Genomic DNA, 22,886 nt, shown 5'->3' with positions numbered 1-22,886 from the left:
GCTGAGTGTGCACCCAGCCTAGGGGAAGGTAACGTGGTGTTCGTGCACGTACTCAGCGTCAGCTCTCTCAAGGGAGGCGTCGGCAAGACGACCGTGACCCTCGGCTTGGCCTCAGCGGCCTTCGCCCGTGGTGTCCGAACGCTCGTCGTCGACCTCGACCCGCAGTCCGATGTGTCCACCGGCATGGACATCCAGGTGGCCGGCCGGCTCAACATCGCCGACGTCCTCGCCAACCCCAAGGAGAAGGTCGTCCGTCAGGCGATCACCTCCAGCGGCTGGGCGAAGGTGCACCCCGGCACGATCGACGTGCTGATCGGCAGCCCCTCGGCGATCAACTTCGACGGCCCGCACCCGAGCGTGCGCGACGTGTGGAAGCTGGAAGAGGCACTCGCCGCCGTCGAGGCCGACTACGACCTCGTGCTCGTCGACTGCGCCCCCTCGCTGAACGCCCTCACCCGCACGGCGTGGGCTGCGAGCGACCGGGTCATGGTCGTCACCGAGCCCGGACTCTTCTCCGTCGCCGCGGCCGACCGCGCATTGCGCGCGATCGAAGAGATCCGCCGCGGCCTCTCGCCGCGTCTGCAGCCGCTCGGCATCGTCGTGAACCGCGTGCGCCCGCAGTCGATCGAGCACCAGTTCCGCATCAAGGAGCTGCGCGACATGTTCGGCCCCCTCGTGCTCTCGCCGCAGCTGCCCGAGCGCACGTCGCTGCAGCAGGCACAGGGCGCCGCGAAGCCGCTGCACATCTGGCCGGGAGACTCGGCCCAGGAGCTCGCCTCAGACTTCGATCAGCTGCTCGACCGGATCATCCGCACCGGACGCATCCCGGTGAGCGATTCCGGCGCTCCCGCCTGATCCGCCCCGGACAGCAGAACGGCCATCCTCTCGCGAGGGTGGCCGTTTCTTCGTTGCGCCCGCTCCGGCGACCGGACGGGGAGGAGTGTCAGGCGGATCGCTTGGTGCGACGGGCGGAGAGCTCGTCGACGGGGTCGGGCACCGTGGCGTCGAAGGCGACGAGAGTGGACTCCACCTCGCGAAGCACCTTGCCGACGGCGATGCCGAAGACGCCCTGGCCGCGGCTGACGAGATCGATGACCTCGTCGTTGGAGGTGCAGAGGTAGACCGAGGCCCCGTCGCTCATCAGAGTGGTGCCTGCGAGGTCACGGATGCCCGCGCGACGCAGTTCGTCGACGGCGGTGCGGATCTGCTGCAGGGAGATGCCGGTGTCGAGCAGGCTCTTCACGAGCTTGAGGACGAGGATGTCGCGGAAGCCGTAGAGACGCTGCGACCCTGAGCCGTTCGCTCCGCGGACCGTGGGCTCGACCAGCTCGGTGCGAGCCCAGTAGTCGAGCTGTCGATAGGTGATTCCCGCTGCCCGTGCCGCTACCGCTCCGCGGTAGCCGACCTCGTCATCCATGGCCGGCAGACCGTCGGTGAAGAGGAGTTCGGGCACGAACCGCGGGTCGTCTGCACGCTCATCCGCACTCATCTGAAATCCTCCTTGGAGCTGATACATCCACGCTAGAGCAGCCCCCCGGTACCGGCAATGACATACGCACGAGCGCGGAGGTGTGTCGCAACCAGTTCGTTACGAAAGCAGCCGCTCGATCGCGTCCTTGACGAAGAGCGAGCGCACCTCGTCGATCTTGGCGGCGAGGGTCGGCGCCATCTCGCTCGCCTTGGCTCGCGACGTCGCATCCGTTCGGCGCAGCAGTGACGACATCGCCGATTCGATCAGCGCGACCTCACGCTCTGCACCCTGACGCAGTGACCGGAGGTGACGGGGCTCGATGCCGTGACGGTCGAGTGCGACCAGTCCGCGCAGAAGGGTGACCGTCGCCTCCGAGTAGTACTCCTGGGCCACGACCACGCCGGTGCTGATCGCGTCGTTGAGCAGCTGAGGCCCGGCACCGGCTGCCGACAGCAGCTCCGCCCGGCGGTACCTGCGTGCAGCGGGCGCGATGGAGGGCGGCGGAACGAGGGCCGTGGACTCGCCGTTCGCCTCGGCGTCGTCGAGCTGCTCGCGGATCACGCTGAGCGGAAGATAGTGATCACGCTGCAGGGTGAGTCCGAGGCGCAGTCGCTCGATGTCGGACGACGAGAACTTGCGGTAGCCCGACTCGGTGCGCGACGGGGTCACGATGCCCTGGACCTCGAGGAAGCGGAGCTTGCTGGAGGTGAGTTCGGGGAATTCCGGGGTCAGCCGTGCCAGCACCTGACCGATGCTCAGCAGGCCGGATGACGCGGAGCGTTCGCGGGCGGGGGACGCCGCCATCAGTCGATCGCCGCGACGCGATCGAGCGGAGAGGCGAAGAAGTTCAGGCGGAACTTGCCGACCCGAAGCTCGGTGCCGTCAGCCAGCGCGCTGCGGTCGACGCGCTCACCATTCACGTAGGTGCCGTTGAGCGAACGCTGATCGATGATCTCGAAAGTCGTGCCCGATCGGGTGAACTCCGCGTGTCGGCGGGACACGGTGACGTCGTCGAAGAAGATGTCGGCCTCGGGGTGGCGGCCGACGGTCGTCACGTCCGTGTCGAGCAGGTAGCGGGCCCCCGCGAGGGCACCCGAACGCACGAGCAGGAGCGCCGAGCCGGAGGGCAGCGCCGAGATGGCACTCTGCTCCACATCCGTGAGCTCCACGCCGAAGGGGATGAAGGAGAGGTCCGAGTCGTGCCCGAACGTCTGCGTCACGTCGTGTCTCTGCTCGCCGGGACGGTGGATCGCGGCGTCTCCGCCCGATCGATTCTGGCTGTCTGTCACTATGCCCTCCTAGTCCCCCAGACTAACTGATCGGATGCCCCTCGCGGGAGCGCCGTTCACACTCAGACATCGCCTATCGGGCGTGCATAGGCTGAAGGGGTGAAAACTTCCGCTCGCCGCCTCCCCGCAGCCCCGATCGCTCTCGCGGCAGCCCTGCTCACCGCGCTCCTGGTGATGTTCGCACCGCTCTCCGCGTCCGCGCACGACAGCCTGACCGCCTCCTCCCCCGAGGCCGACAGCACTGTCGACACACTGCCGACCGCGCTCACCCTCACGTTCAGCGCCGACCTCATCGAGGGCGGGAATGCGACCGAGGTCGTGGTCACCGATCCCTCGGGGGCGTCGGTGACCTCCGGCGCGGCGACCGTGAGCGGTGCGACCGTCACTCAGCCACTCACCGGCGAGGGTCCGGCCGGCGTCTACCACGTGATCTGGAGGGTCCTCTCCAGCGACGGCCACCCCACCTCGGAAGAGTTCGACTTCAGCGTGACCACGAGCACCGTGAGCACGGCCACGGAGGAGGCGACCGCCGAACCGACGGCCGAGCCGACCGCATCCGCGACGCCCGAGCCGACGACCACCGTCGGACCCGATGCGGGTGTCACGTCCGCACCGGAAGAGAGCACCGGATCGTCCGCGTCCGCGTGGATCTGGGGCATCTCGATCGCGGTCGTGGCGGTCGCCGTGGGAGCCGCGATCTGGCTCTCGATCCGCAGGCGTCGTAGCACCGGTCCCGGTGCGGATGCGGCCGATTCCGACACCCCCGCAGGGCGATAGGCTGGAGGCATGCCACACTACGATGTCGTCATCCTCGGTGCAGGTCCTGGTGGATACGTCGCTGCTGTCCGCAGCGCGCAGCTGGGTCTGTCCACCGCCATCATCGAAGAGAAGTACTGGGGTGGTGTCTGCCTCAACGTGGGCTGCATCCCCTCCAAGGCGCTCCTGAAGAACGCGGAGCTCGCGCACACGCTCAACCACAAGGCCGACTTCTTCGGCATCTCGGGTGAGTTCACGATCGACTACGGCAAGGCGTTCGACCGCAGCCGCGTCGTCGCAGACGGTCGCGTCAAGGGCATCCACTTCCTGATGAAGAAGAACAAGGTCACGGAGTACGACGGCCGTGGCACGTTCACCGGACCGAAGGCGATCTCGGTCGCGAAGTCCGACGGATCCACCGAAGAGGTCACGTTCGACAACGCGATCATCGCCACCGGATCCAAGGTCCGTCTCCTCCCGGGCGTGCAGCTGAGCGACAACGTCGTGACGTACGAGGAGCAGATCCTCAGCCGCGAGCTGCCGAAGTCCATCGTGATCGTCGGCGCCGGCGCCATCGGCATGGAGTTCGCCTACGTGATGACCAACTACGGGGTCAAGGTCACGATCATCGAGTTCCTCGACCGCGCGCTCCCCAACGAGGACCCCGACGTGTCGAAGGAGATCACGAAGCAGTACAAGAACTACGGCGTCGACATCCTCACCTCCACCAAGGTCGAGTCCGTGGTCGACAACGGTTCGTCCGTCACCGTCTCGTACACCGGCAAGGACGGGCAGCAGACGTCCATCGAGGCCGACAAGGTGCTCATGTCGGTCGGGTTCGCCCCGAACGTCGAGGGCTTCGGACTCGAGGCGACCGGCGTGAAGCTCACCGAGCGCGGCGCGATCGACATCGACGACCACATGCGCACCAACGTCGAGGGCATCTACGCCATCGGCGATGTCACGGCCAAGCTGCAGCTCGCCCACGTGGCCGAGGCACAGGGAGTCGTCGCGGCCGAGACCATCGGCGGCGCCGAGACCCAGACCCTCGGCGACTACCGCATGATGCCGCGCGCAACCTTCTGCTCGCCGCAGGTCGCATCGTTCGGACTCACCGAGCAGCAGGCCAAGGACGAGGGCCACGAGGTGAAGGTCGTCACCTTCCCGTTCATGGCCAACGGCAAGGCCCATGGCCTCGGAGAGCCCGTCGGGTTCGTGAAGATGATCGCCGATGCCGAACACCTCGAGCTGCTCGGCGCGCACATGATCGGCCCCGATGTCTCCGAGCTGCTGCCCGAGCTGACGCTGGCGCAGAAGTGGGACCTCACCGCACTCGAGCTCGCCCGCAACGTGCACACGCACCCGACGCTGTCGGAGGCGCTGCAGGAGGGCTTCCACGGCCTGGCGGGACACATGATCAACTTCTGATCCTTCGGATCGGCTCGAAGGCCCGGCGCACTCACGTGCGACCGGGCCTTCGTCGTCTCACCGGCCGGTCGCTCCGTCTCGCCGGAGCTCGAGCCGCGAGGGCAGCCGGAAGCGGACGGCCCACCCGACGGGCACGGCGACGGAGAGCTCCCCCGGCGTGTACGAGCGACGAATGCTGATGAGCCCGTCCTCGCGGATGAACGACCCTCGCAAGAACGTCCGCGCGAACACCCAGGTCAGGGCGCCGTACAGCGCATAGGCCACCCTGCTGCGGGCGATGTCCCGGTGCACCACGAGTCCTCCGTCGCCGACGAGCCCCACCGAATCGCTCAGCAGTCCCTGCAGCTCGGAGTCGCTCAGGTGGTGCAGCAGATGATTCGAGAAGACGACGTCGTACCGCGTCCCCTCGGAGAGGAGATCCGCCGAGAGCGCACGGCGGTACCGCACGCCGGAGCCCTCGTCGTGGGCGACCGCCCAGCGGATGGCGCGCTCATCGGCGTCCAGTGCCGTGATCTCGGCACGAAGCCCGTCGCGTCGCAGGCGCGCGGCGATCATCCGGCACACGTCGCCACCACCGGCGCCGATGTCGAGGATGCGGATGGGACCGCGACGGGCGCGTGGCCGGATGTCGCGGCGGTAGAGCTGCCCTGTGCCCGAGACGAGGGCGTTGACCACCCGGAAGCGGTCGTATGTGCGCTCCAGCATCCCGAGGTCCGCATCGGGGTCGTCCATGAGCTCGCGCGCGCCGGAGGCGCGGATCGACAGGTCGTGTCTCACGCGACGCCGGAGGTCACGGTCATCAGAGCGCTCTCGGCCGTCAGGCCGGGGCCGAAGGCCATCGCCGCGATGCGGGACCCGTCCACCGCACCCTCGTCGAGGATGCGCCGGATGACGAAGAGGATCGTCGCGCTCGACATGTTCCCGTACTCGCGCAACGTCTCGCGCGCGGGGTGCATCTGGACGTCGCTGAGTCCGAGTCTCTCCTGCACCCGGTCGAGGATGCTGCGGCCACCGGGATGGATCGCCCAGTGCTCCACCCGCTCCCCCACGCGCCCCTGAGCGAAGGCCGCGGCGAGCTCGCCCTCGTGCGCGTAAAGCGGACCGATCGCACCGATGATCGTCTCGCCGATGATCTGCGGCACCCTCGTGGACAGGATCATCTCGAAGCCGTGATCGCCGATCGTCCACGCCATGTCCCGCTCCCCCTCGGGGGCGATCGCCGTGTGGAAGCCGTCGAGACGCACGGCGGGGACGGGGGTCGCGAGGTCTCTCGCGGTGACGATCCCGGCAGCCGCACCGTCGGCGAAGAGCGAGTTGGCGACGATCAGATCGGGATCCTCCGAGGATCGCAGATGCACCGTGCAGAGCTCGACGCTGACGACCAGCACGACCGCCTCGGGATCCGCGGCGCAGAACTGACTCGCCGCTCGCAGTGCCGGCATGGAGGCGTAGCAGCCCATGAATCCCAGGTGGTAGCGCTGGACGCTGTCGGAGAGACCAAGCCCCCGGACGATCTCGTACTCGGGGCCGGGAGCGTGGAATCCCGTGCAGGATGCGGTGATCACGTGCGTGATGTCCGCGGCCACCACGTCGGGATCGGCGTCCAGCGCCTGTCGGGCGACCTCGACGAACAGACGCGAGGCCTCCGCGACATAGACGTCGTTGCGCGCTTTCGTCCCCGGCGACAGCAGGAGACCCGTGTCCGGGTCGAGGAAGGTCGGCGGATCGGCCGTCGCCGCGGCAGGTGCGAGTTCCTTGATCACCGTATGCCGGGTGTCGATGCCCGACCCGTTGAACGAGGCTCCGATGATGCGGGTCGCGAGGCGCCCCACATCCGGCTGGGCGGCGAAGATGTCACGGACGGCGTCCTGCTCGATGACGGTGTCGGGAACGATCGTGCGCAGCGAGCGGAGTACGGCGGAACGGCTCATGTCGCTCACTCAAGCACGATTCCGTCCGGGCCGAGAAGGGGCTTGCGGCGCGTGTCAGAAACCCAGAGCACGGGCGAGCTTCGACCCCGATGCCGCCTCGCGCCCGCCTGCGGCCGCGACCGCCGACTCGACAGCGGCGAACAGCGCGTCACGTCCTGCCTCATCGGCGGGAGCGGCGGGACCCAGTTCGAACTCCCACTCGCGCCATTCGCGACGGACGTCCTGTCGGAGATCCGTCGCGCGGACCCGGTCGTCGACGAACTCGGCGATCACCCCGGCGTCTCCGGTGAGCAGGTACGCGGTGCGGGAGTTCTCGATCCGCGCGAGCGGTGACAGCGGCTCCGTGGTCCACTGCGACAGGGTCGAGGTCACCGCATCGGGGACGCGGTCGTCGTCGCCCAGCGGCCAGCCGATCTCGACTCTGCCGTCCCCCTCGCGGGGGCCCTTGATGTGCCATCCGGCATCGGGGCCTCCGGTTCGCCGGCGCAGAGCGACTCCCGCGCGGGACAGTGCGGCGTCATCGGTGTCGAGGTAGCGCGCGTCGAGTTCGCGCACCTCTCCTTCGGACACCGCGGTGACGCCGGGCAGGTCGCTCCACTGCGGTAACGGCGTGCGGGCGTCGACGTCGTACTTGCGCTCGACCTCGACGACCCGTGACGGGGCGTCGCCCGACTGCGGAGCGCCCGGTTCAGTCATCCGAGGGGGTGAGTTCCTCGAGGGATTCGTCGAACCAGTAGTCCACCTCGGTGGGGCCGTCGGTGTCGCCGGTGTTCTGCGCGTCGCCGCGACGGTTGTACACCACCTGGGTCTCGCTGTAGGGGACGATCAGCTTGTCGTCCGCGTCGCCGAGAGGAATGATCTGCCCGTCGAGCGGGCCGCCGTGAAGTCGTGCGAGTGCCATGTCCTCATGCTATCCCCGCAGCCGCGGATCGGAGCTCACCGCGCGATGATGCCGAGAATCGCGCCGAGGATCATCCACGGCCCGAAGGCGATCCGCGTGGCTCCGTCGGCCCGACGCAGCACCATCAGCCCTATCGCATACAGCGCACCGATCACGAAGGCGGATGCCGCGCCCACGGCGAGCGCCTGCCAGCCGTGCCATGCGAGAGTCAGCCCGATGACGGCCGCGAGCTTGACGTCTCCCCCGCCGATCCCCTGTCGGCTGAGTGCACGGAGCACCGCGTAGAAGCCGCCGAGGATCAGCATCCCCAGCAGGGATCTGACCGTCGTCCCGCTCTCCCCCGCGACGGCGGCGTCGACCGCCACGAGGACGACGAGGACGGCCAGGGTGGGGAGCACGATTCGGTCGGGCAGCCGATGGCTGCGGATGTCGATGGCGACCAGTCTGCAGCCCACCGCGAAGAGGGCGACATGAACGATCACGACGACGGCGGTGCGGAGATCCATGCCCGGAAGGCTAGGAGACCCCGAGGTGCGGCGAGCGCGGGGTGTGGATAACGTCTCGCGCCGATGTCGGGGGTTCGAACTATCGTCGACTACTCCAGTTGATTTATTAGTACATATCTTCGAGGATGGAACCATGGGGATCGGGCTCGATGCGGTGACCGCGCTCTCTCCGGGCGGCGACTCTCGCGCCGGAGAGGTTCTTCGGCTGCGCCGCGAGATCAGCCGGATGCAGCGCCGACGCAGCGAGCATCCCCTGCTCCCTCTCGAGCCGGCGTTCTCCACCCTTCTCCCCGACGAAGGCCTGCAGACCGGGACGGCCTACACCGTCTCCCCCTCGCCCAGCCTGGTCCTCTCGCTGCTCGCGGCCGCGTCGCGGAAGGGACATTGGTGCGCGGTGGTCGGCATGCCGACGCTGGGGGTCGAGGCCGCTGCGGCCTTCGGCATCGAACTGCCCCGACTGATCCTCGTGCCCGATCCGGGCGACCGCTGGCTCGCCGTGACCTCCGCACTCGCCGAGGTCGTGCCCCTCATCGCCGTGCAACCGGGAGGCCGGGCGCGAGACGCCGACGTGTCGCGATTGAGCGCTCGCCTCAGAGACCGAGGCAGTACGCTCCTCGTCGCCGAATCCGCCGAATCGGGAGTCTGGCCGCAGAGCGAGGGCACCATCCGACTCCATGACCAGCAGTGGCTCGGCATCGGCGAGGGCTGGGGGCTGATCGAGGGGTCGACCGCGACCGTCACGGCGCAGACGAGGCACACCCCTCAGCCCACGAGTGTGAGGGTGCGACTGCCCGGCACCCATGGCGCGGTCGAAGAGCTGCCGATCGAGAAGACCGCCTCGCCCATCGCCGAGATGACCGCGCGTGCAGGGCTGCGCGGCGACCGCACCGAGCCGCACGAGTACCCGCCCCTGGCGGTGGCAGGATGACGGCCCCTCTCCGCACCATGGTGCTGTGGTTCCCCGACTGGCCCCTCCGTGCCGCTCTGGGTGGGCCGCCACCGCATCCGCCCACGGCCCTGGTGCATGCGAACACGGTCATCGCCTGCACCGCATCGGCGCGGGAGCACGGCGTGCGCGCAGGCCAGCGTCGTCGCGTGGCGCAGGGGCACATCTCCTCGTTGCGTGTGCTTCCGCACGATGTCGCTCGCGATGAAAGAGCCTTCCTCCCGGTCCTGCAGCTCATCGAGAAGCACGCCCCGGGCGTCGCCCTGCTTCGTCCGGGCCTCGCCGCGGTGCGGGCACGCGGCATCTCCCGCTATCACGGCGGCGAGGCGGAGGCCGCGGACACCCTGATCGGTATCCTCGCCGAGGCCGGCTTCCCCGAAGTGCGCGTGGGGATCGCCGACGGCCCCTTCACCGCCGAGTTGGCGGCACGAGGGCCCACTCCTCGCACCGTCGTACCGCCGGGTCTCGCGAAGGAGTTCCTCGCTCCGCTCCCGGTGCGGGTGCTCAAAGACGAGCAGATCACCGGCCTGCTCATCCGGCTGGGGGTGCGCACGCTCGGCGACTTCGCCGGACTCGACGAGATCGAGGTGCGCGATCGCTTCGGCGAGCGCGGTGCTCGTCTGCACGCTCTCGCCGCCGGAGCCGATTCCCGCCCCGTGGTGCCGAGACCGCCGGACCCGGAGCTCGTTCGCTCCGTGGAGTTCGAACCCGCTCTCGCCGGAGCGGATCAGGTGGCCTTCGCCGTGCGACAGACCGTCGATGCGGTCATGCTCGCCCTCGCCGACGCCTCCGTGGTGTGCACCGAGGTGCGCATCGATCTGGTCGACGACAACGGTGCGGTGTTCTCCCGCCCCTGGCTGCACCCCACCTGCTTCGACGCCGCAGACCTGGTCGACCGGGTGCGCTGGCAGCTCGAGGCCCTGGGAGCGGAATCCGCCAAAGCGCCGATCGATGAGGCTCGGGCCTTCGGCGGCATCGTTCTGGTGCGTATCGTTCCGGTGTCCGTCGACGATGCCGCGCATCACCAGCCCGGCCTCTTCGGTTCCGGGACCGACGAGCGCCTGCACCATGCCATCTCCCGCGTGCAGACGATGCTCGGTCATGAGGGCGTCGTCACCGCTGCCCTCTCCGGTGGGCGCTGGCTCGCCGACAGGCAGGTTCTCACACCGTGGGGAGAGCGCTCGACCGCCCCTCGCGACCCTGCCCGCCCCTGGCCCGGAAGCCTTCCCGATCCTCTCCCCGCCGAGGTCTTCCGACCACCTCGCCCGATCAGTGTGCTCGCGCCGGACGGAGGCACACTCCTCGTCGATGATCGGGGGGCGCTCTCCGCCGCGCCATCGCACATCGACGGCGACGAGGTGCAGGCGTGGGCGGGGCCATGGCCCATCCACGAGCGGCGATGGGAGGCGACCGGCAGCAAGCGGGGGCATCGCCTGCAGATCGTCGACGGTCACGATCGGGCATGGCTCGTCTTCTGCACCGGCGATCGCTGGTGGGCCGAGGGGCGGTACCGCTGATGGGCTGGCACAATCCGCCGCAGACGTGGAAAGAGCTGGAACGCACGCTGAGCGGCGAGGAATCCCCCTACCCGACGGGAGGGACGCCGCCGGGCAGACGACCGGATGCCGGTCCCATCAGCACCCGACGCACGCGCACCGCTCCCACGACCGTGAGCAGGCCCGAGCAATCGGTCCCGTACGCGGAGCTGCACGCGCACTCCTCGTACTCCTTCCTCGACGGGGCGTCCTCGCCCGAGGATCTGCTGGCCGAAGCCGAGCGTCTGGGTCTCACCGCGCTGGCCCTCACCGATCATGACGGGTTCTACGGAGCCGCCCGTTTCGCGGAGGTCGCCGAGCTGATGGACGTGCAGGTGCAGACGGTGTTCGGAGCCGAGCTCTCCCTGGGCCTCGATGCTCCGCAGCGCGGTTCCCCCGACCCCATCGGCGACCATCTGCTCGTACTCGCCGACGGGCTCGAGGGGTACCACCGGCTGTCCGGTGCGATGACGGCGGCTCATCTTCGCGGCGGCGAGAAAGGACGCCCGGTCTACGACCTCGATGAGCTGGCATCGATGTCGGGCGGCCACTGGACGATCCTCACGGGATGCCGCAAGGGAGGTGTCCGTCGTGGCCTGGAGGCCGGAGACGCGCAGACCCCGCTGCGCCGGCTGGTCGACCTTTTCGGTCAGGATCACGTCGTCGTCGAGCTCTTCGATCATGGCGACCCCCAGGACTCCCGGCGCAACGACGCCCTCGCCGACCTCGCCCGGCAGATGCGGCTCCCTGTGGTGGCGACGAACAACGTGCACTACGCCACACCCGAGCGCGCGTCCCTCGCCGAGGCGGTCGCCGCGGTCCGCGCCGTACGCAGCATGGACGAGCTCGACGGATGGCTCCCCGCTCATGGCGGCGCGCACCTGCGCAGCGGTGCCGAGATGGCGGCGCGCTTCCGTCGTCATCCCGGTGCGATCTCCTACGGACTGGAGCTCGCCGCTGCATCCGCGTTCTCCCTCCGACGCGCCCGTCCGGCCCTTCCGAAGCAGGAGGTGCCCGATGGTCACACTCCGATGAGCTGGCTGCGACACCTGGTGTGGGAGGCCGTACCGACGAAGTATCCGCACCTCGATGCCGACGGGCGCCGCCGGATCGGGCGCGAGCTCGACGTCATCGAAGAGAAGGACTTCCCCGGGTACTTCCTCATCGTGCACGGCATCGTGACGGAGGCGAAGCGACGGGGCATCCTCTGTCAGGGACGAGGCTCGGCCGCAGCGAGCGCCGTCTGCTATCTCCTGGGGATCACGGCCGTCGACCCGATCCTCTACGGGCTTCCCTTCGAGCGCTTCCTCGCGACCACGCGCTCCGAGGAGCCGGACATCGATGTCGACTTCGACTCCGACCGTCGCGAGGAGATCATCCAGTGGGTGTATCGCGAGTACGGCAGGGAGCGTGCGGCTCAGGTCGCGAACGTCATCCAGTATCGTCCGAAGAACGCCGTGCGCGACATGGCGAGGGCGCTGGGCTACTCCCCCGGACAGCAGGACGCCTGGTCGCGGCAGGTCGACGGCTGGAGCACCGGCCTCGAGGTGGCCGACGAGCACGACATCCCGCCGAACGTCCTCGACTATGCGAGCGAGCTGTTGAAGGCTCCGCGTCACCTCGGCATCCACTCCGGTGGCATGGTGCTCACGGCGCGTCCGGTCGGCGAGGTGGTGCCCGTCGAGCATGCGCGGATGGAGAATCGCACCGTCATCCAGTGGGACAAGGACGACGCCGCCTGGATGGGCCTGGTGAAGTTCGATCTGCTGGGTCTGGGCATGCTGGCCGCACTCCAGCACTGCTTCGACCTCATCGACGACGCCACCGGCGAACGATGGACCCTCGAAACCCTCCCCAAAGAAGAAGCCGCGGTCTACGACATGCTCTGCCGCGCCGACTCGATCGGCGTCTTCCAGGTCGAATCGCGCGCGCAGATCGGCCTCCTTCCCCGGCTGCAGCCTCGAGCCTTCTACGACCTCGCGATCCAGATCGCGCTCATCCGCCCCGGCCCCATCCAGGGCGGCGCCGTGCATCCGTTCGTCCGCCGCAAGATGGCGAAGGACGCCCTCGACGAGGAGAACCTCGCCAGAGCCGCCAGGGGCGAGGAGCCTGTGGTGCTCGACATCCCGTATCCGCATGTCGACCTCACGCCGATCCTCGAGAGAACCCTGGGCATCCCCATCTTCCAGGAGCAGCTGATCCAGATGGCGACCGCCATCGGCGACTGCACCGCAGACGAAGCCGACCTGCTGCGACGGGCGATGGGCTCCAAACGCGGACTCGAGAAGATCGAGAAGGTCCGAGACAAGCTCTACGCCGGGATGTCGAGACGAGGGCTGTCCGCTGATCAGTCCGATCGCATCTACGCGCAGATCCAGGCCTTCTCCAACTTCGGTTTCGCCGAATCCCACTCGCTGTCCTTCGCTCTTCTCGTCTATGCGAGCTCATGGCTCAAGCTGCACTACCCGGCGGCCTTCCTCGCCGGTCTGCTGCGGTCGCAGCCGATGGGCTTCTATTCGGCGTCGACGCTCACCGCAGACGCTCGTCGCCACGGGGTGGAGGTCCGGCGCCCAGACCTGCACGCCTCCGGTGCGACAGAGACCCTCGAACCCCTCGAGGGCGCTCCCCTGCGGAGACCGACGGGACTGCACGCCTGCAGCGATCCCCTCCAGCCTCGGGTGCCGCGCTTCGACCGCACCGCGCCCGATGAGTCCGAGGCGCACCGCCGCGACGGAGGGTACGCCGTACGCATGGGCCTGGGCGGGGTCCGGGGCATCGGCGCGGCACTGGCCGAGCGCATCGTCGCCGCCCGCGAGGCGGGCGGCCTCTTCCGCGATCTGAACGACCTGGTCCGAAGGACAGACGCGACCGCCGCGCAGTTGGAGGCGCTGGCGACCGCCGGAGCGTTCGAATGCCTCGGGCTCCAGCGCCGGGAGGCGATCTGGCTGTCCGGGGCCGCAGCCGAAGACCGTTCACGCTTCCTCCCCGGCACGACGGTCGCCGTGCAGCCTCCGCTGTTCGCGGATCAGTCCAGCTATGAGCGCCTGTCCGCTGATCTGTGGGCGACCGGCGTGTCCACCGACGATCATCCGATGGCCCATTTCCGCGGTCTTCTCCGGGACCGTGGCGTGCTCACCTCGACCGACCTCCAGAACCACGAGACCGGACGGCGCATCGAGGTCGCCGGCCTCGTGACCCATCGGCAACGACCCGCGACGGCGGCGGGGGTGACCTTCCTCAACCTCGAAGACGAGAGTGGGCTGGTGAACGTGATCTGCTCCACCGGAGTGTGGGGTCGCTATCAGCGGGTGGCGCGGGACTCCCCGGCTCTCATCATCCGCGGAATCCTCGAGCGCTCAGCAGAGGGCGTCGTGAACGTGCTGGCCGATGCCTTCGAAGACCTCCGCACCGGTGTCACGCACCGCTCGAGGGACTTCCGGTGAGCGTCACCAGAAACGGTCGGGCTCGGGTTCGGGCAGCCGATCGCCGCCACCCCACCGGTCCGCTTCGGCCTTCGCCGCATCGACGGCGGCATCCGCGGCGTGCAGTGCCACCCGCGCACCCGTCGACCCGCCCCGTTCGGAGTCCGCCGTGACGGTGAGCGACGTGTGCGAACCCCGTCCGCCGATGACGACCGTGCAGTCTACGACGTGACCCGTCCAGTGGACGATCTCGCTGTCCGGCTCCTCGACGCTGCGGTACCGGATTCCGCTGTCGAGATCGAGGACCGAGAGGATTCCGGACTCCCCCGTCAGCTCGTCGACGCGCTCCGTCACCTCGATGCGATGGCCCCGAGCGATGGCGATATGCGCGTTCACGACGAGCTTTCTGTCCATGCCCCCACTCTATGAGTCGACCCTCTCAGGGCAAGCCTCAAACCGGGAAGAAACATTCGTAGATTTCTTTGTCCCCCAAATGGCGGACAAGACATTTTCGCGATATTCTGCAAGGAGTAGCGGGGGCTACCGGCTGAACATCTGGGGATATCAGTCGAGAGAGCAGCGAAGTTCTTCGCCGCCTCCCCTACCGTCCGGGAAGGACGGTGAGCCCTCTCGAGCGATCCAAAGTGGGGTTTGGGTACTCGGGAGGGCAACCAGGGATCGCCGCGCACGACGACCGCAGCGCGCAGACGTTCTGAGGTCTCATGCGAAAGCCCCCATCCGCACGGGGCAGATGAGGGCCTTGCGGCATTCCGGATGACGCTCACCCGCCGGACGGGTTCTCCAGAGGCTTACCGTCCTCGTCGGTGGTCTCATCCTCGATGATCTCGTCGGTGCTCGTGGACGTCGACTCGTCGGGCGCACCGCCGGAGGCGGTGTCCGCCTCCTCGCCAGCACCGGCCGTACCGTGGGTGTTCTGCAGATCGCTCATGACATCTCCTTCGTCTGATGGCCGACGCTACGCGCCGACGACCCCTTCGCCGGAGGGGGTTGACGCAGAAGGGATGACGAGGGATCCTCCGCGTCGCCGCCGCTCAGAAGTCGTGGTCGAGACCGTAACCGAAGAAGGCGGAATCCGTGTCGACGTCATCCGCCTCGTCATCGCTCCCACGACGGGGATAGAGCCGGTGCTGCCGCAGCTGTTCGGCCTCCACGGAGAAGTCGGGGTCATCGCCGTTCGAGGACTGCGGGCCGACCAGCAGGTCGTTCCCCACGCCGACGATCAGGTCTGCGCAGTCCTTCTCCCCGTCCATGACGATCGGGATGTGCAGAGCTTGAGAATCACCGTCGCTGGCGATCGCCGCGGCGAGCTCCACCAACGCGTCGGCGACATCGTCGGTCGTCACGAGCTGCTGTCCGGCGTAGGAGACGAGTTTCATGCACTCAGCCTCTCACCGCCCGGGAGAAGTCTCGGCCGGGTTGACAGGCCGCGACGCGCGTGCGTAGTGGACGCGTCCGTCGCCCCACGCACCACTCAGAGGTCGTCGAGGATCAGCTCTCCGCGACTGTTCAGGTTGCCCATCATGCGCTCGATGCGGTGCGGATCGAGCGAGGGCGACTTCTCGGTATCGATCTCGATGATGAGCGGGATGCTCGGGTGCATCCAGACGGTGAGCCGGCTGTGATGATCGGCACCGGCTGCGCCCGCCGGCCACGTCATCATGAAGCTCTCCTGGCGACGAAGCTTCGTCGCGATCACGACCTTGAGGTGAGCGAGAGTCTCGTCTTCCACTTCGATCGGGGGCCGCGAACTGTTGTACTCGAGTCTTCCCATGTCGCCCAGATTACGTCACTCAGGCCGATCATGACATGCCTGACGACGGATCAGCCTGCGTTGTCGAAGCTGTCCTTGTAGACGATGAAGCCTTCCGGAGAGATCTGGGCGCTCCGGTCACGCAGAAGGAGCTCGCTCAGCTCTTCGACCGTCTTGTTGTTCCGCTGGGCGACGACGGAGATCCGGTCGCCGAGCTCGTCGATCGCCGCTTCGCCGCCCATCGACTCGGGGAGGAATGTTCCGAATGCCGGTCCAGGTGTCATTTCTCCGCCTTCGTCGTCAGAGGTGCCGGACCCGGTGGGGCCGGTCGTGGATGCGGGCGTCTCCGTCAGCTCGGAGGATGGCACGGCCGTGACGCCGGGGCCCGGATTCGTCATGAGCATTCCGACGATCACGGCGATCACCACGAGCACCACCGCCACCACGGCGACGGCAAGCACAGGGCGTCGACTGGACTGTTCTGCTGTCTCGGACATGGGTACCCTCCTCCATCCCCTCCAGCGAACCACTGTTCCGCTCAGAAGGGAAACGGTCTCACCGTATTGACAGCGAGAAAGACGAAACGGGGTGAGGATCGATACTCGATCCTCACCCCGTGGTGGTCAGGTCACGACCGGAGCGTCAGCCGCGATCGTGACCTGACACCGATCATGCCTCGACGGAGGAGCTCCGACGACGGGCGTACACCAGCACGCCGGCGCCGATCAGCAGCAGCAGGGCTGCTCCCCCGACGAACGGAGCGGCGTTGAAGTCGCTACCGGTCGTGGCGAGGTTGCCGTCCGTGTTGTCACCGTCGTTGTTGTTGCCGGTGGGCGGAGCCGCAGCGACCGTGAAGGTCACCGCTGCGCTGCTCACCGAGGTCTCACCCGCGAGCGTCTGCACCGCGGAGACGACGTACTCGCCGTTGACGAGAGCCGTGGTGAGGGTCAGCGACCAGGTGCCGTCTGCTGCGACGGTCGCCTGACCGACGAGCTCGCCACCGGCCGCGTTGCGCACCGTCACGGTCACGGTCGCACCAGCGACACCCGTACCCGAGATGGTCGGGGTGGAGTCGTCGGTGGTCGCGCCGTTGGTCGGCGACGTGATCGCGGGAGCCGCGATCGGTGCGGCCGGAGCGACGACGGTCACCGAGGTGGTGCCGGGGATCGCGATGGTGCCGACGGTCTGTGCGGCCACGATCTCCGTTGCGTCGTACTGGTTCACGGTCACGTTGCCGGACCATGCGCCCGCGCCGTCAGCGGTCACGGTGTCGACGACAGCGCCGCCCACCGAGAGAGTGACGGTCGCGCCGGGGGTCGCGGTTCCGGTGACGTCGATCTCCTCGCCACCGGTGACAGCGGAGCCGTCCTCCGGGGTCAGGATCACGAGCGGAGCAGAGGCGAACGGCTCAGCTGCACCCGAGAGGGTGTAGTTGCCGAGGCTGCCGTATGCGTCGTATCCGTTGGCGTTCAGCGCGGTCGCCGTTGCGGGGTCGCCCGCTCCGACGCCCTCGACGGCGAGGTAGTAGACCCCGGCCTGGAGGTTCGGCAGCGTGACGGAGGCGTTGAGGCCGGCCGCGACGGTGTCCGAGGTGCGCGTGGACTCGGGGTTGCTCTCCGCAAGGACAGCGCCCGAGGCGTCGACGACGCTCAGCTTCGCGTCGAGGTTCGGCGAGATGTTCGCGACCTGGACGTTCGCGGTGAGCTCGCCACCGGCGGTCGTGACGGCGAAGACATCGAGGTCGGAGTTGCTCTCGATGACGGCTGCGGCCCCGAAGGTGCCCGCCGCGTTGTCGAGTGCCTGCGCGTTCGCACGGTCGTTGCCGACGGTGTCCGCTGCGTAGTCCGCACGGTCAGTCCACGTGAAGTTCAGCGTGAGCTGGTCTCCGGCCGGGTTGCAGTCTCCGTTGACGCCGACGGCGAAGATGACGTCGCCGGGCTGGGGGTTGCTCGGGTTGGCCGTGCTGCCGGCAGGCAGGCACACGCTGCTTCCGGTGTACGGGGTTCCGTCCGGGAGCGTCGCGTTGACGAAGAGCGGGCCGCCTGCCGAGCGATCGGCGATCGTGGCGAGGTCGTCCTGGTCGTTCGTGGCTCCGGCGTAGGCGCCGGCCGACCACTGCGAGACGGGAACGTAGTAGGCAGCGCCCATGATCGTTCCCCACACGCCGTCCTCGGGGGCGTAGTACTCGCCGCCGCCGGCACCGCTGATGCCGTCGTGCTCGAGACCGAAGTTGTGACCGGACTCGTGCGCAGCGATCTCAGCGATCGCCTTCGGGGAGCCACCGGTTCCCTCGGTGAACACGAGTGCGCCACTGAGGTACTCGGATCCCGTGCCGCCGAGCCAGGCGATTCCACCGTTGCCTGCGGCAGCGGGGAGTACCTCGTCGTACGAGTCGGTGATGATGACGTGCGAGCCGTACACGTTGTCGTCCTGCGACGTCTTGTAGAGAGCCTCGTCGCTCGGACGCGTCGTCGTGACGTTCACGTTGAACGGTGCGTAGTCCTCGGCCACAGCGGCCCAGACGGCGGCGCGGTCGGTGACGGCAGCGGCGGGAGCGAAAGCCAGGGAAGCGATACCGGAGTCGGTGTTCCAGTGCTTGCCCTCGAGGGTCTCGCCGTCGAAGTCGAGGTAGACCGTCACGGGTGCCCCGGGGCGAGATCCGGCGGCAGGAGTGCCGGGGATCGCAGCGCCTTCAGGAGCCGCGGGGAGCGCGAGCGTGCGAAGGCTCTGCGACTCGTGGGCCTGGTCGTTGAAGTAGAAGAAGCCCTTGTCGGTCACGCTGATGAGACCGGCTTCCTCCTGGTTCTTGATCTCCGCGGCGGAGGTGCCCGACTGGGCGGCCGCGACGTCGTACTTGGATGCGGAGGACTGGAGTTCAACCGGCCCATCCTGCACGTCATCGGCCGCAGCCGGAATGACAGCCCCTCCGAGAGCCAGAGCACTAGCTCCGATGGTCGCCACGGCGCCTGTGAGCCACCGACGTTTCGTATTTTTCACTATTTTCGAATCCCCTGGGTCGATAGACGGACAACGCCGCCAAACATACCAATATTCAGGAAACGACAACCTCTCTCCCAGGGTTTTCACAGATAACGTTTACCCCTCGGGCGGTCATCCTTCGTCCTGCCAGAGCGGAACCCAGCGAGCAGGGCGACTCACCCCTGAACGTTGTGCGAAGCCGCGGGTGAGCTCAGGGCGGGATTCGCTCGTCGCGGGCGCATCGGACTGCACATCTTCGAGAAGCCTAAACCTCTGAATGAGGGTTCAACCGCGAAGGGAACAGCGGAGGGACTCTCTCTCACCGGATCTTCTGTGACCGTGTTGAGGAAGAGTCCCCCGACCGGAGCGGCCCCGACGCGGCCCCCAGACCGTGGCCAGTGCGCGCTCTCGTCGGCGATGGTACGTCCGATGTGCCCGGGTGCATATCCCATGGTGGATGACGGCGTGTAGGCGTACCCTCATTGATGTCGAAAGCGGCCCTACGCCGGATGCCTCTGTCGAGGGCGCCACCTGTGAGAGCTCTGCGCCGCGTAGCAAGAACTGCCGGGCCCCGCCGGCGTTCGGTTCAACGGTGCGCCCGCCGCGGGCTGGGGTCCCGCACTGACGGCGGACGCACCTGGTACTGGTCGAACGACTGAAGGGCTCTCGCCGAGCGGGTACGGATGAACCGCGAGGCAAGAGCCCCCCGCGTAGAGCGATACCGGTGAGCCACCCCAGGGCCCGTGTATTCGCGCTCTGATCCGCACCCTACGCTCGATCCCCCGAAAGCGTCACCCCGCCTTCGATCCGTCTGAGACGTCTACGGGCGCAGAGAGCCGCCCTCCTCGAACCAGTCCTCTATCCGCGCGTCGTCATCCGAGACATCCGGAGCGGGGCGTCGTGCGAACGACACGGATCCGGCCAGGGCGGCCACCGCTGCGGCGCGAACCTGTTCCCGCTGCGAGGCGTCCTCGAAAAGGTGAGCGGCGACCTCGCGAGCCGCAGTGATCCCGACAGAGATCTCGGCCAGTCGTTCCGCGATCCTGGCGGCGAGCCCATCTCGGAGCTCTTCAAGATTCGTGTTCGCGATCTCCAGACGGCGATCGGCGACACGCAACTCGACAGTCGAGTACCCGTGGGCAGACAGGTAGGCACGCGTCGCGCTGCCCTGGATCGCGGCCACTTCGTCGCGATCCGTCTTGCGCGTGAACACCGCTTCCACGGTGTAGCGGTCCGGCGCTTCTCCCGTCATCAGCGTCGCCGGAAGCGACCCGATGAGAATGGACCCCAGACCCAGCAGTTCGGAGCTTTGCCCCGCGATCTTCAGTTGTGTGTTCATACACGGACGTTACGCCCCGAAACTGGGCGCGTTCACAGTTCCGTCCGCGCACATCCAGGGCCGAAGAGGCGGATGCTCGGCGGGGTCCCGCTCCCGCTAGGAGACCGGCTCCTCGGCGCGTACGCGCTTGTCGGCGCCGATCCGATCCGTCAACGTTCGGAGGCGCTTCTGCAGCGGGGCGAAGGCGTGATGCGTGGCCGCGGCGACCACGAACACGATCGGGTACACCCACCACCAGACGTCGACGCGGTTGACATGCAGGTACGTCGCCGCCGCGATGAGGATGGGCACGTGCCAGAGGTACAGCTCGTACGAGATCTTGCCGATGTAGACGACCGGTCTGAGCTCGAGCATCCGCTGCAGCCACCAGCGCCGACCGCTGCACACCGCATAGATGATGCCGGTCGTTCCGACCGCGCCGCACACCGGGGCGAAGGATTCGAGGATCTTAGGCCCACTCATCTCCCAGGCGGCCGCGATGCCGGCGACGCCGATGAGCGAGTTGAGGATCGGGTTCCCCCGCCAGTCGGTCTCCGCGATGATGATCGCGACGCCGCACCCGATGGCGATACCGCCCATGCGATACAGGGGCAGACCTGCGCCCGTCGTGAAGGCCGCGTACACCCGGACCGCGTTCATTCCCAGTCCGAGGATGATCATGAACGCCGCCATCGTCTTCCACGAGAGCCGAAGACGCATCATCAGGATCAGCAGCAGCGGCCACACCAGGTAGAAGTACTCCTCGGCGGCGAGGCTCCACATATGGCCGTGGAACATCGGCGACCCGTAGCGGGCATCCGTCACCGGCGAGAGGTAGAGCGCGGACCCGATCGTGTGGATGAGGAACCCGCGCCGGTCCGGGTCGAGAGTGAGCCCGAAGATCATCGTGACGGCAAGGGTCGCGAGCAGCGCCGGGTACAGCCGGATGAAGCGGCGCAGGTAGAACCGTCGCAGGCGGAGCCTGCCCAGTTTCTCGTGCTCGTACCAGAGGATCGTGGTGATCAGGAAGCCCGACAGGACGAAGAAGATGTCCACGCCGAACGCGCCTGGAACGAAGAACGGCTTGGCGCCGTGAAGGGCCATGACGAACAGGACCCCCACGGCGCGGAGGCCGTCCAAGGCGGGCGTATAAGCCAGCTTCCGCGCGGTCACAGGGTGACAGTACTCGATCAGGGGCGGGATGCGACTCTTCCGCTAATGTGAGCGCATGCGTTTCACCGTTTCTTCGTGGTGGTGGCTGCGTCCGCAGCCATAACGCATTCACGCGCGGGCTGCACGGCAGCCCGCGAACCATCGCGGCACCCCACGTCCGTGCAGCTCCTCGATCCAGGAGCAGACATGGACTCATTCACCGCCACCGCCGAACGCATGCCCGAGCTGCGCGCTCGGATCGCCGCGCACCCCGAACAGTTCCGGGTGCTGACCGGAGAGCGCCCCACGGGACGGCTGCATCTCGGGCACTACTTCGGCACGGTGCGAGAGCGTGTCCGATTGCAGTCGCTCGGGGTGGAGACCTTCGTGATCCTGGCCGACTACCAGGTCATCACCGACAGAGACGTCGCGGGGAACATCCGCGAGAACGTCTACGAAGCCGTGCTCGACTACCTCGCCGCCGGTCTCGACCCGCAGTCGTCGACGATCTTCACCCACTCGGCCGTTCCCGCCCTCAACCAGCTCCTCCTCCCCTTCCTCAGTCTCGTCACCGAGGCCGAGCTGCACCGCAACCCCACGGTGAAGGCGGAGCTGGCGGCATCCGGCCGTGCGCTGAGCGGACTGCTGCTCACCTACCCCGTGCACCAGGCCGCCGACATCCTCTTCTGCAAGGGCACACTCGTCCCCGTGGGTAAGGACAACCTGCCGCACGTCGAAGTCACTCGCACGATCGCGCGCCGCTTCAACGAGCGCTACGGGGAGGTCTTCCCGGAGCCGGCAGCGCTCATCACCGATGCGCCCGAGCTTCCCGGCCTCGACTGCCGCAAGATGTCCAAGAGCTACGGCAACGCGATCGCACTGGGCATGACGGCCGATGAGACAGCCACCGTCATCCGGCGAGCGCGCACCGACTCCGAGCGCTCGATCACCTACGACCCCGAGAACCGTCCTGAGGTGTCCGGCCTGCTCACGACCGCCGCGATCATCCTGGGCCGCGACCCCGGCGAGCTCGCGGACGAGGTGGGCGACGCCGGAGCCGGGGCGCTGAAGACCCTCACCATCGACGCCGTAAATGATTTCCTGGCCGAGCACCGTGCGCGACGAGCAGAGCTCACCGTCGACGACGCGGCAGCGGTGCTCCGCGAAGGGAACGAGCGGGCGCAGAGCATCGCCGCCGACACCCTCCACGAGGTGCGAGCCGCGATGGGCATGCTCTATTGACGCGGTGAACGAGAGGCCGTTTCCATACTCTCGATGAAGCCTCGCAGTCCGTCGATGACCGTCCGTGCGGCGGCGGGATCGTCGGATGCGAAGAGACCGAGGCCGGACAGCGCCAGTGCGGCATCCCCCTGCACCCGAGCCGCATCCGAGAACGTGCCTCGGGCGCCCGTTCGTCAGCAGACTGCCTCGATCACCGTGATGAGCACGCCAGCACCGATCCATCGGTGGTGGTTCGGCGA

At 67.9% G+C, this 22,886-nt stretch carries 23 protein-coding genes; 7 read left to right on the top strand and 16 right to left on the bottom strand.

The window, feature by feature from the left end; translation table 11 throughout:
- Positions 1–42: 42 nt before the first annotated feature.
- The gene (locus tag FQ142_RS06555) at positions 43–855 is read left to right on the top strand and encodes a ParA family protein (RefSeq protein WP_056419691.1); all 813 of its coding nucleotides are present in this window, start codon (positions 43–45) and stop codon (positions 853–855) included.
- Between the two features lie 88 nt (positions 856–943).
- Here FQ142_RS06555 and FQ142_RS06550 read toward each other — a convergent pair whose 3' ends face one another.
- The 3 genes from FQ142_RS06550 to FQ142_RS06540 form a co-directional block, all read right to left on the bottom strand.
- Positions 944–1,489 carry a MerR family transcriptional regulator gene (locus tag FQ142_RS06550; protein WP_056418621.1) on the bottom strand — a complete coding sequence of 182 codons (546 nt, stop codon included), beginning with the start codon at positions 1,487–1,489 and terminating at the stop codon, positions 944–946.
- Between the two features lie 99 nt (positions 1,490–1,588).
- A complete protein-coding gene (locus FQ142_RS06545; RefSeq protein ID WP_056418624.1) occupies positions 1,589–2,275 on the bottom strand; it encodes a MerR family transcriptional regulator in 687 nt (228 codons plus the stop codon).
- Positions 2,275–2,760 carry an FHA domain-containing protein gene (locus FQ142_RS06540; RefSeq protein ID WP_082539404.1) on the bottom strand — a complete coding sequence of 162 codons (486 nt, stop codon included), beginning with the start codon at positions 2,758–2,760 and terminating at the stop codon, positions 2,275–2,277. The genes FQ142_RS06545 and FQ142_RS06540 overlap by 1 nt, the downstream gene beginning before the upstream one ends.
- 99 nt (positions 2,761–2,859) lie before the next feature.
- Between FQ142_RS06540 and FQ142_RS06535 the strand changes: the two genes are divergently transcribed.
- Both FQ142_RS06535 and lpdA read left to right on the top strand, forming a co-directional pair.
- Entirely contained in the window at positions 2,860–3,537 is a 678-nt protein-coding gene (locus tag FQ142_RS06535) for a copper resistance protein CopC (protein WP_262492079.1), read from the top strand.
- Between the two features lie 9 nt (positions 3,538–3,546).
- On the top strand, positions 3,547–4,944 hold the full coding sequence (gene lpdA / locus FQ142_RS06530) for a dihydrolipoyl dehydrogenase (RefSeq protein WP_056418629.1): 1,398 nt from the start codon (positions 3,547–3,549) through the stop codon (positions 4,942–4,944).
- Positions 4,945–5,001: 57 nt separating this feature from the next.
- Here lpdA and FQ142_RS06525 read toward each other — a convergent pair whose 3' ends face one another.
- From FQ142_RS06525 to FQ142_RS06505, 5 genes are read right to left on the bottom strand one after another with little or no spacing between them, the layout of a single operon-like run.
- On the bottom strand, positions 5,002–5,721 hold the full coding sequence (locus FQ142_RS06525; RefSeq protein ID WP_149422727.1) for a methyltransferase domain-containing protein: 720 nt from the start codon (positions 5,719–5,721) through the stop codon (positions 5,002–5,004).
- The gene (locus FQ142_RS06520; protein WP_149422726.1) at positions 5,718–6,875 is read right to left on the bottom strand and encodes a type III polyketide synthase; all 1,158 of its coding nucleotides are present in this window, start codon (positions 6,873–6,875) and stop codon (positions 5,718–5,720) included. The genes FQ142_RS06525 and FQ142_RS06520 overlap by 4 nt, the downstream gene beginning before the upstream one ends.
- Positions 6,876–6,929: 54 nt before the next feature.
- Entirely contained in the window at positions 6,930–7,571 is a 642-nt protein-coding gene (locus FQ142_RS06515) for a CYTH domain-containing protein (RefSeq protein WP_056418636.1), read from the bottom strand.
- Positions 7,564–7,776, bottom strand: a complete 213-nt coding sequence (locus tag FQ142_RS06510) for a hypothetical protein (RefSeq protein WP_056418640.1) — start codon at positions 7,774–7,776, stop codon at positions 7,564–7,566. Before FQ142_RS06510 ends, FQ142_RS06515 begins: the two co-directional genes overlap by 8 nt.
- A 35-nt stretch (positions 7,777–7,811) precedes the next feature.
- Positions 7,812–8,282, bottom strand: a complete 471-nt coding sequence (locus FQ142_RS06505) for a prepilin peptidase (protein WP_149422725.1) — start codon at positions 8,280–8,282, stop codon at positions 7,812–7,814.
- Between the two features lie 133 nt (positions 8,283–8,415).
- Between FQ142_RS06505 and FQ142_RS06500 the strand changes: the two genes are divergently transcribed.
- The 3 genes from FQ142_RS06500 to FQ142_RS06490 are packed head-to-tail and all read left to right on the top strand — an operon-like array spanning position 8,416 to position 14,206.
- Positions 8,416–9,210 carry a hypothetical protein gene (locus FQ142_RS06500; RefSeq protein WP_262492078.1) on the top strand — a complete coding sequence of 265 codons (795 nt, stop codon included), beginning with the start codon at positions 8,416–8,418 and terminating at the stop codon, positions 9,208–9,210.
- On the top strand, positions 9,207–10,745 hold the full coding sequence (locus tag FQ142_RS06495; RefSeq protein WP_149422724.1) for a DNA polymerase Y family protein: 1,539 nt from the start codon (positions 9,207–9,209) through the stop codon (positions 10,743–10,745). Before FQ142_RS06500 ends, FQ142_RS06495 begins: the two co-directional genes overlap by 4 nt.
- The gene (locus FQ142_RS06490; protein ID WP_149423462.1) at positions 10,745–14,206 is read left to right on the top strand and encodes an error-prone DNA polymerase; all 3,462 of its coding nucleotides are present in this window, start codon (positions 10,745–10,747) and stop codon (positions 14,204–14,206) included. Before FQ142_RS06495 ends, FQ142_RS06490 begins: the two co-directional genes overlap by 1 nt.
- Before the next feature lie 3 nt (positions 14,207–14,209).
- Here the strand turns inward: FQ142_RS06490 and FQ142_RS06485 are convergent, their stop codons facing one another.
- From FQ142_RS06485 to FQ142_RS06455, 8 genes are all read right to left on the bottom strand, one after another.
- Positions 14,210–14,599 (bottom strand): hypothetical protein, encoded by a 390-nt coding sequence (locus FQ142_RS06485; protein WP_149422723.1) that lies wholly within the window; start codon positions 14,597–14,599, stop codon positions 14,210–14,212.
- A 367-nt stretch (positions 14,600–14,966) separates the two neighbouring features.
- Positions 14,967–15,134, bottom strand: coding sequence for a hypothetical protein (locus FQ142_RS17445; protein ID WP_188042338.1), 168 nt, complete (start codon positions 15,132–15,134; stop codon positions 14,967–14,969).
- 103 nt (positions 15,135–15,237) lie between these two features.
- Positions 15,238–15,582: a hypothetical protein gene (locus FQ142_RS06480; protein ID WP_056418652.1), complete on the bottom strand. Its 345-nt coding sequence runs from the start codon at positions 15,580–15,582 to the stop codon at positions 15,238–15,240.
- Positions 15,583–15,677: 95 nt separating this feature from the next.
- Positions 15,678–15,977 (bottom strand): hypothetical protein, encoded by a 300-nt coding sequence (locus tag FQ142_RS06475; protein WP_149422722.1) that lies wholly within the window; start codon positions 15,975–15,977, stop codon positions 15,678–15,680.
- Between the two features lie 50 nt (positions 15,978–16,027).
- A complete protein-coding gene (locus FQ142_RS06470) occupies positions 16,028–16,453 on the bottom strand; it encodes a hypothetical protein (protein WP_149422721.1) in 426 nt (141 codons plus the stop codon).
- Positions 16,454–16,625: 172 nt separating this feature from the next.
- A complete protein-coding gene (locus FQ142_RS06465) occupies positions 16,626–18,917 on the bottom strand; it encodes an Ig-like domain-containing protein (RefSeq protein ID WP_188042337.1) in 2,292 nt (763 codons plus the stop codon).
- Positions 18,918–19,755: 838 nt separating this feature from the next.
- A complete protein-coding gene (locus FQ142_RS06460) occupies positions 19,756–20,274 on the bottom strand; it encodes a hypothetical protein (protein WP_149422719.1) in 519 nt (172 codons plus the stop codon).
- 96 nt (positions 20,275–20,370) lie between these two features.
- Positions 20,371–21,426, bottom strand: a complete 1,056-nt coding sequence (locus tag FQ142_RS06455; protein ID WP_149422718.1) for an acyltransferase family protein — start codon at positions 21,424–21,426, stop codon at positions 20,371–20,373.
- Between the two features lie 186 nt (positions 21,427–21,612).
- On the opposite strand from FQ142_RS06455, the gene trpS reads away from it, so the two are divergent.
- Positions 21,613–22,647, top strand: coding sequence for a tryptophan--tRNA ligase (trpS, locus tag FQ142_RS06450; RefSeq protein WP_149422717.1), 1,035 nt, complete (start codon positions 21,613–21,615; stop codon positions 22,645–22,647).
- Positions 22,648–22,886 lie beyond the last annotated feature (239 nt).

It is taken from the genome of Microbacterium sp. ANT_H45B (assembly GCF_008369345.1).
GTDB lineage: Bacteria > Actinomycetota > Actinomycetes > Actinomycetales > Microbacteriaceae > Microbacterium.
This window is presented reverse-complemented; position numbering and strand designations above follow the sequence as displayed.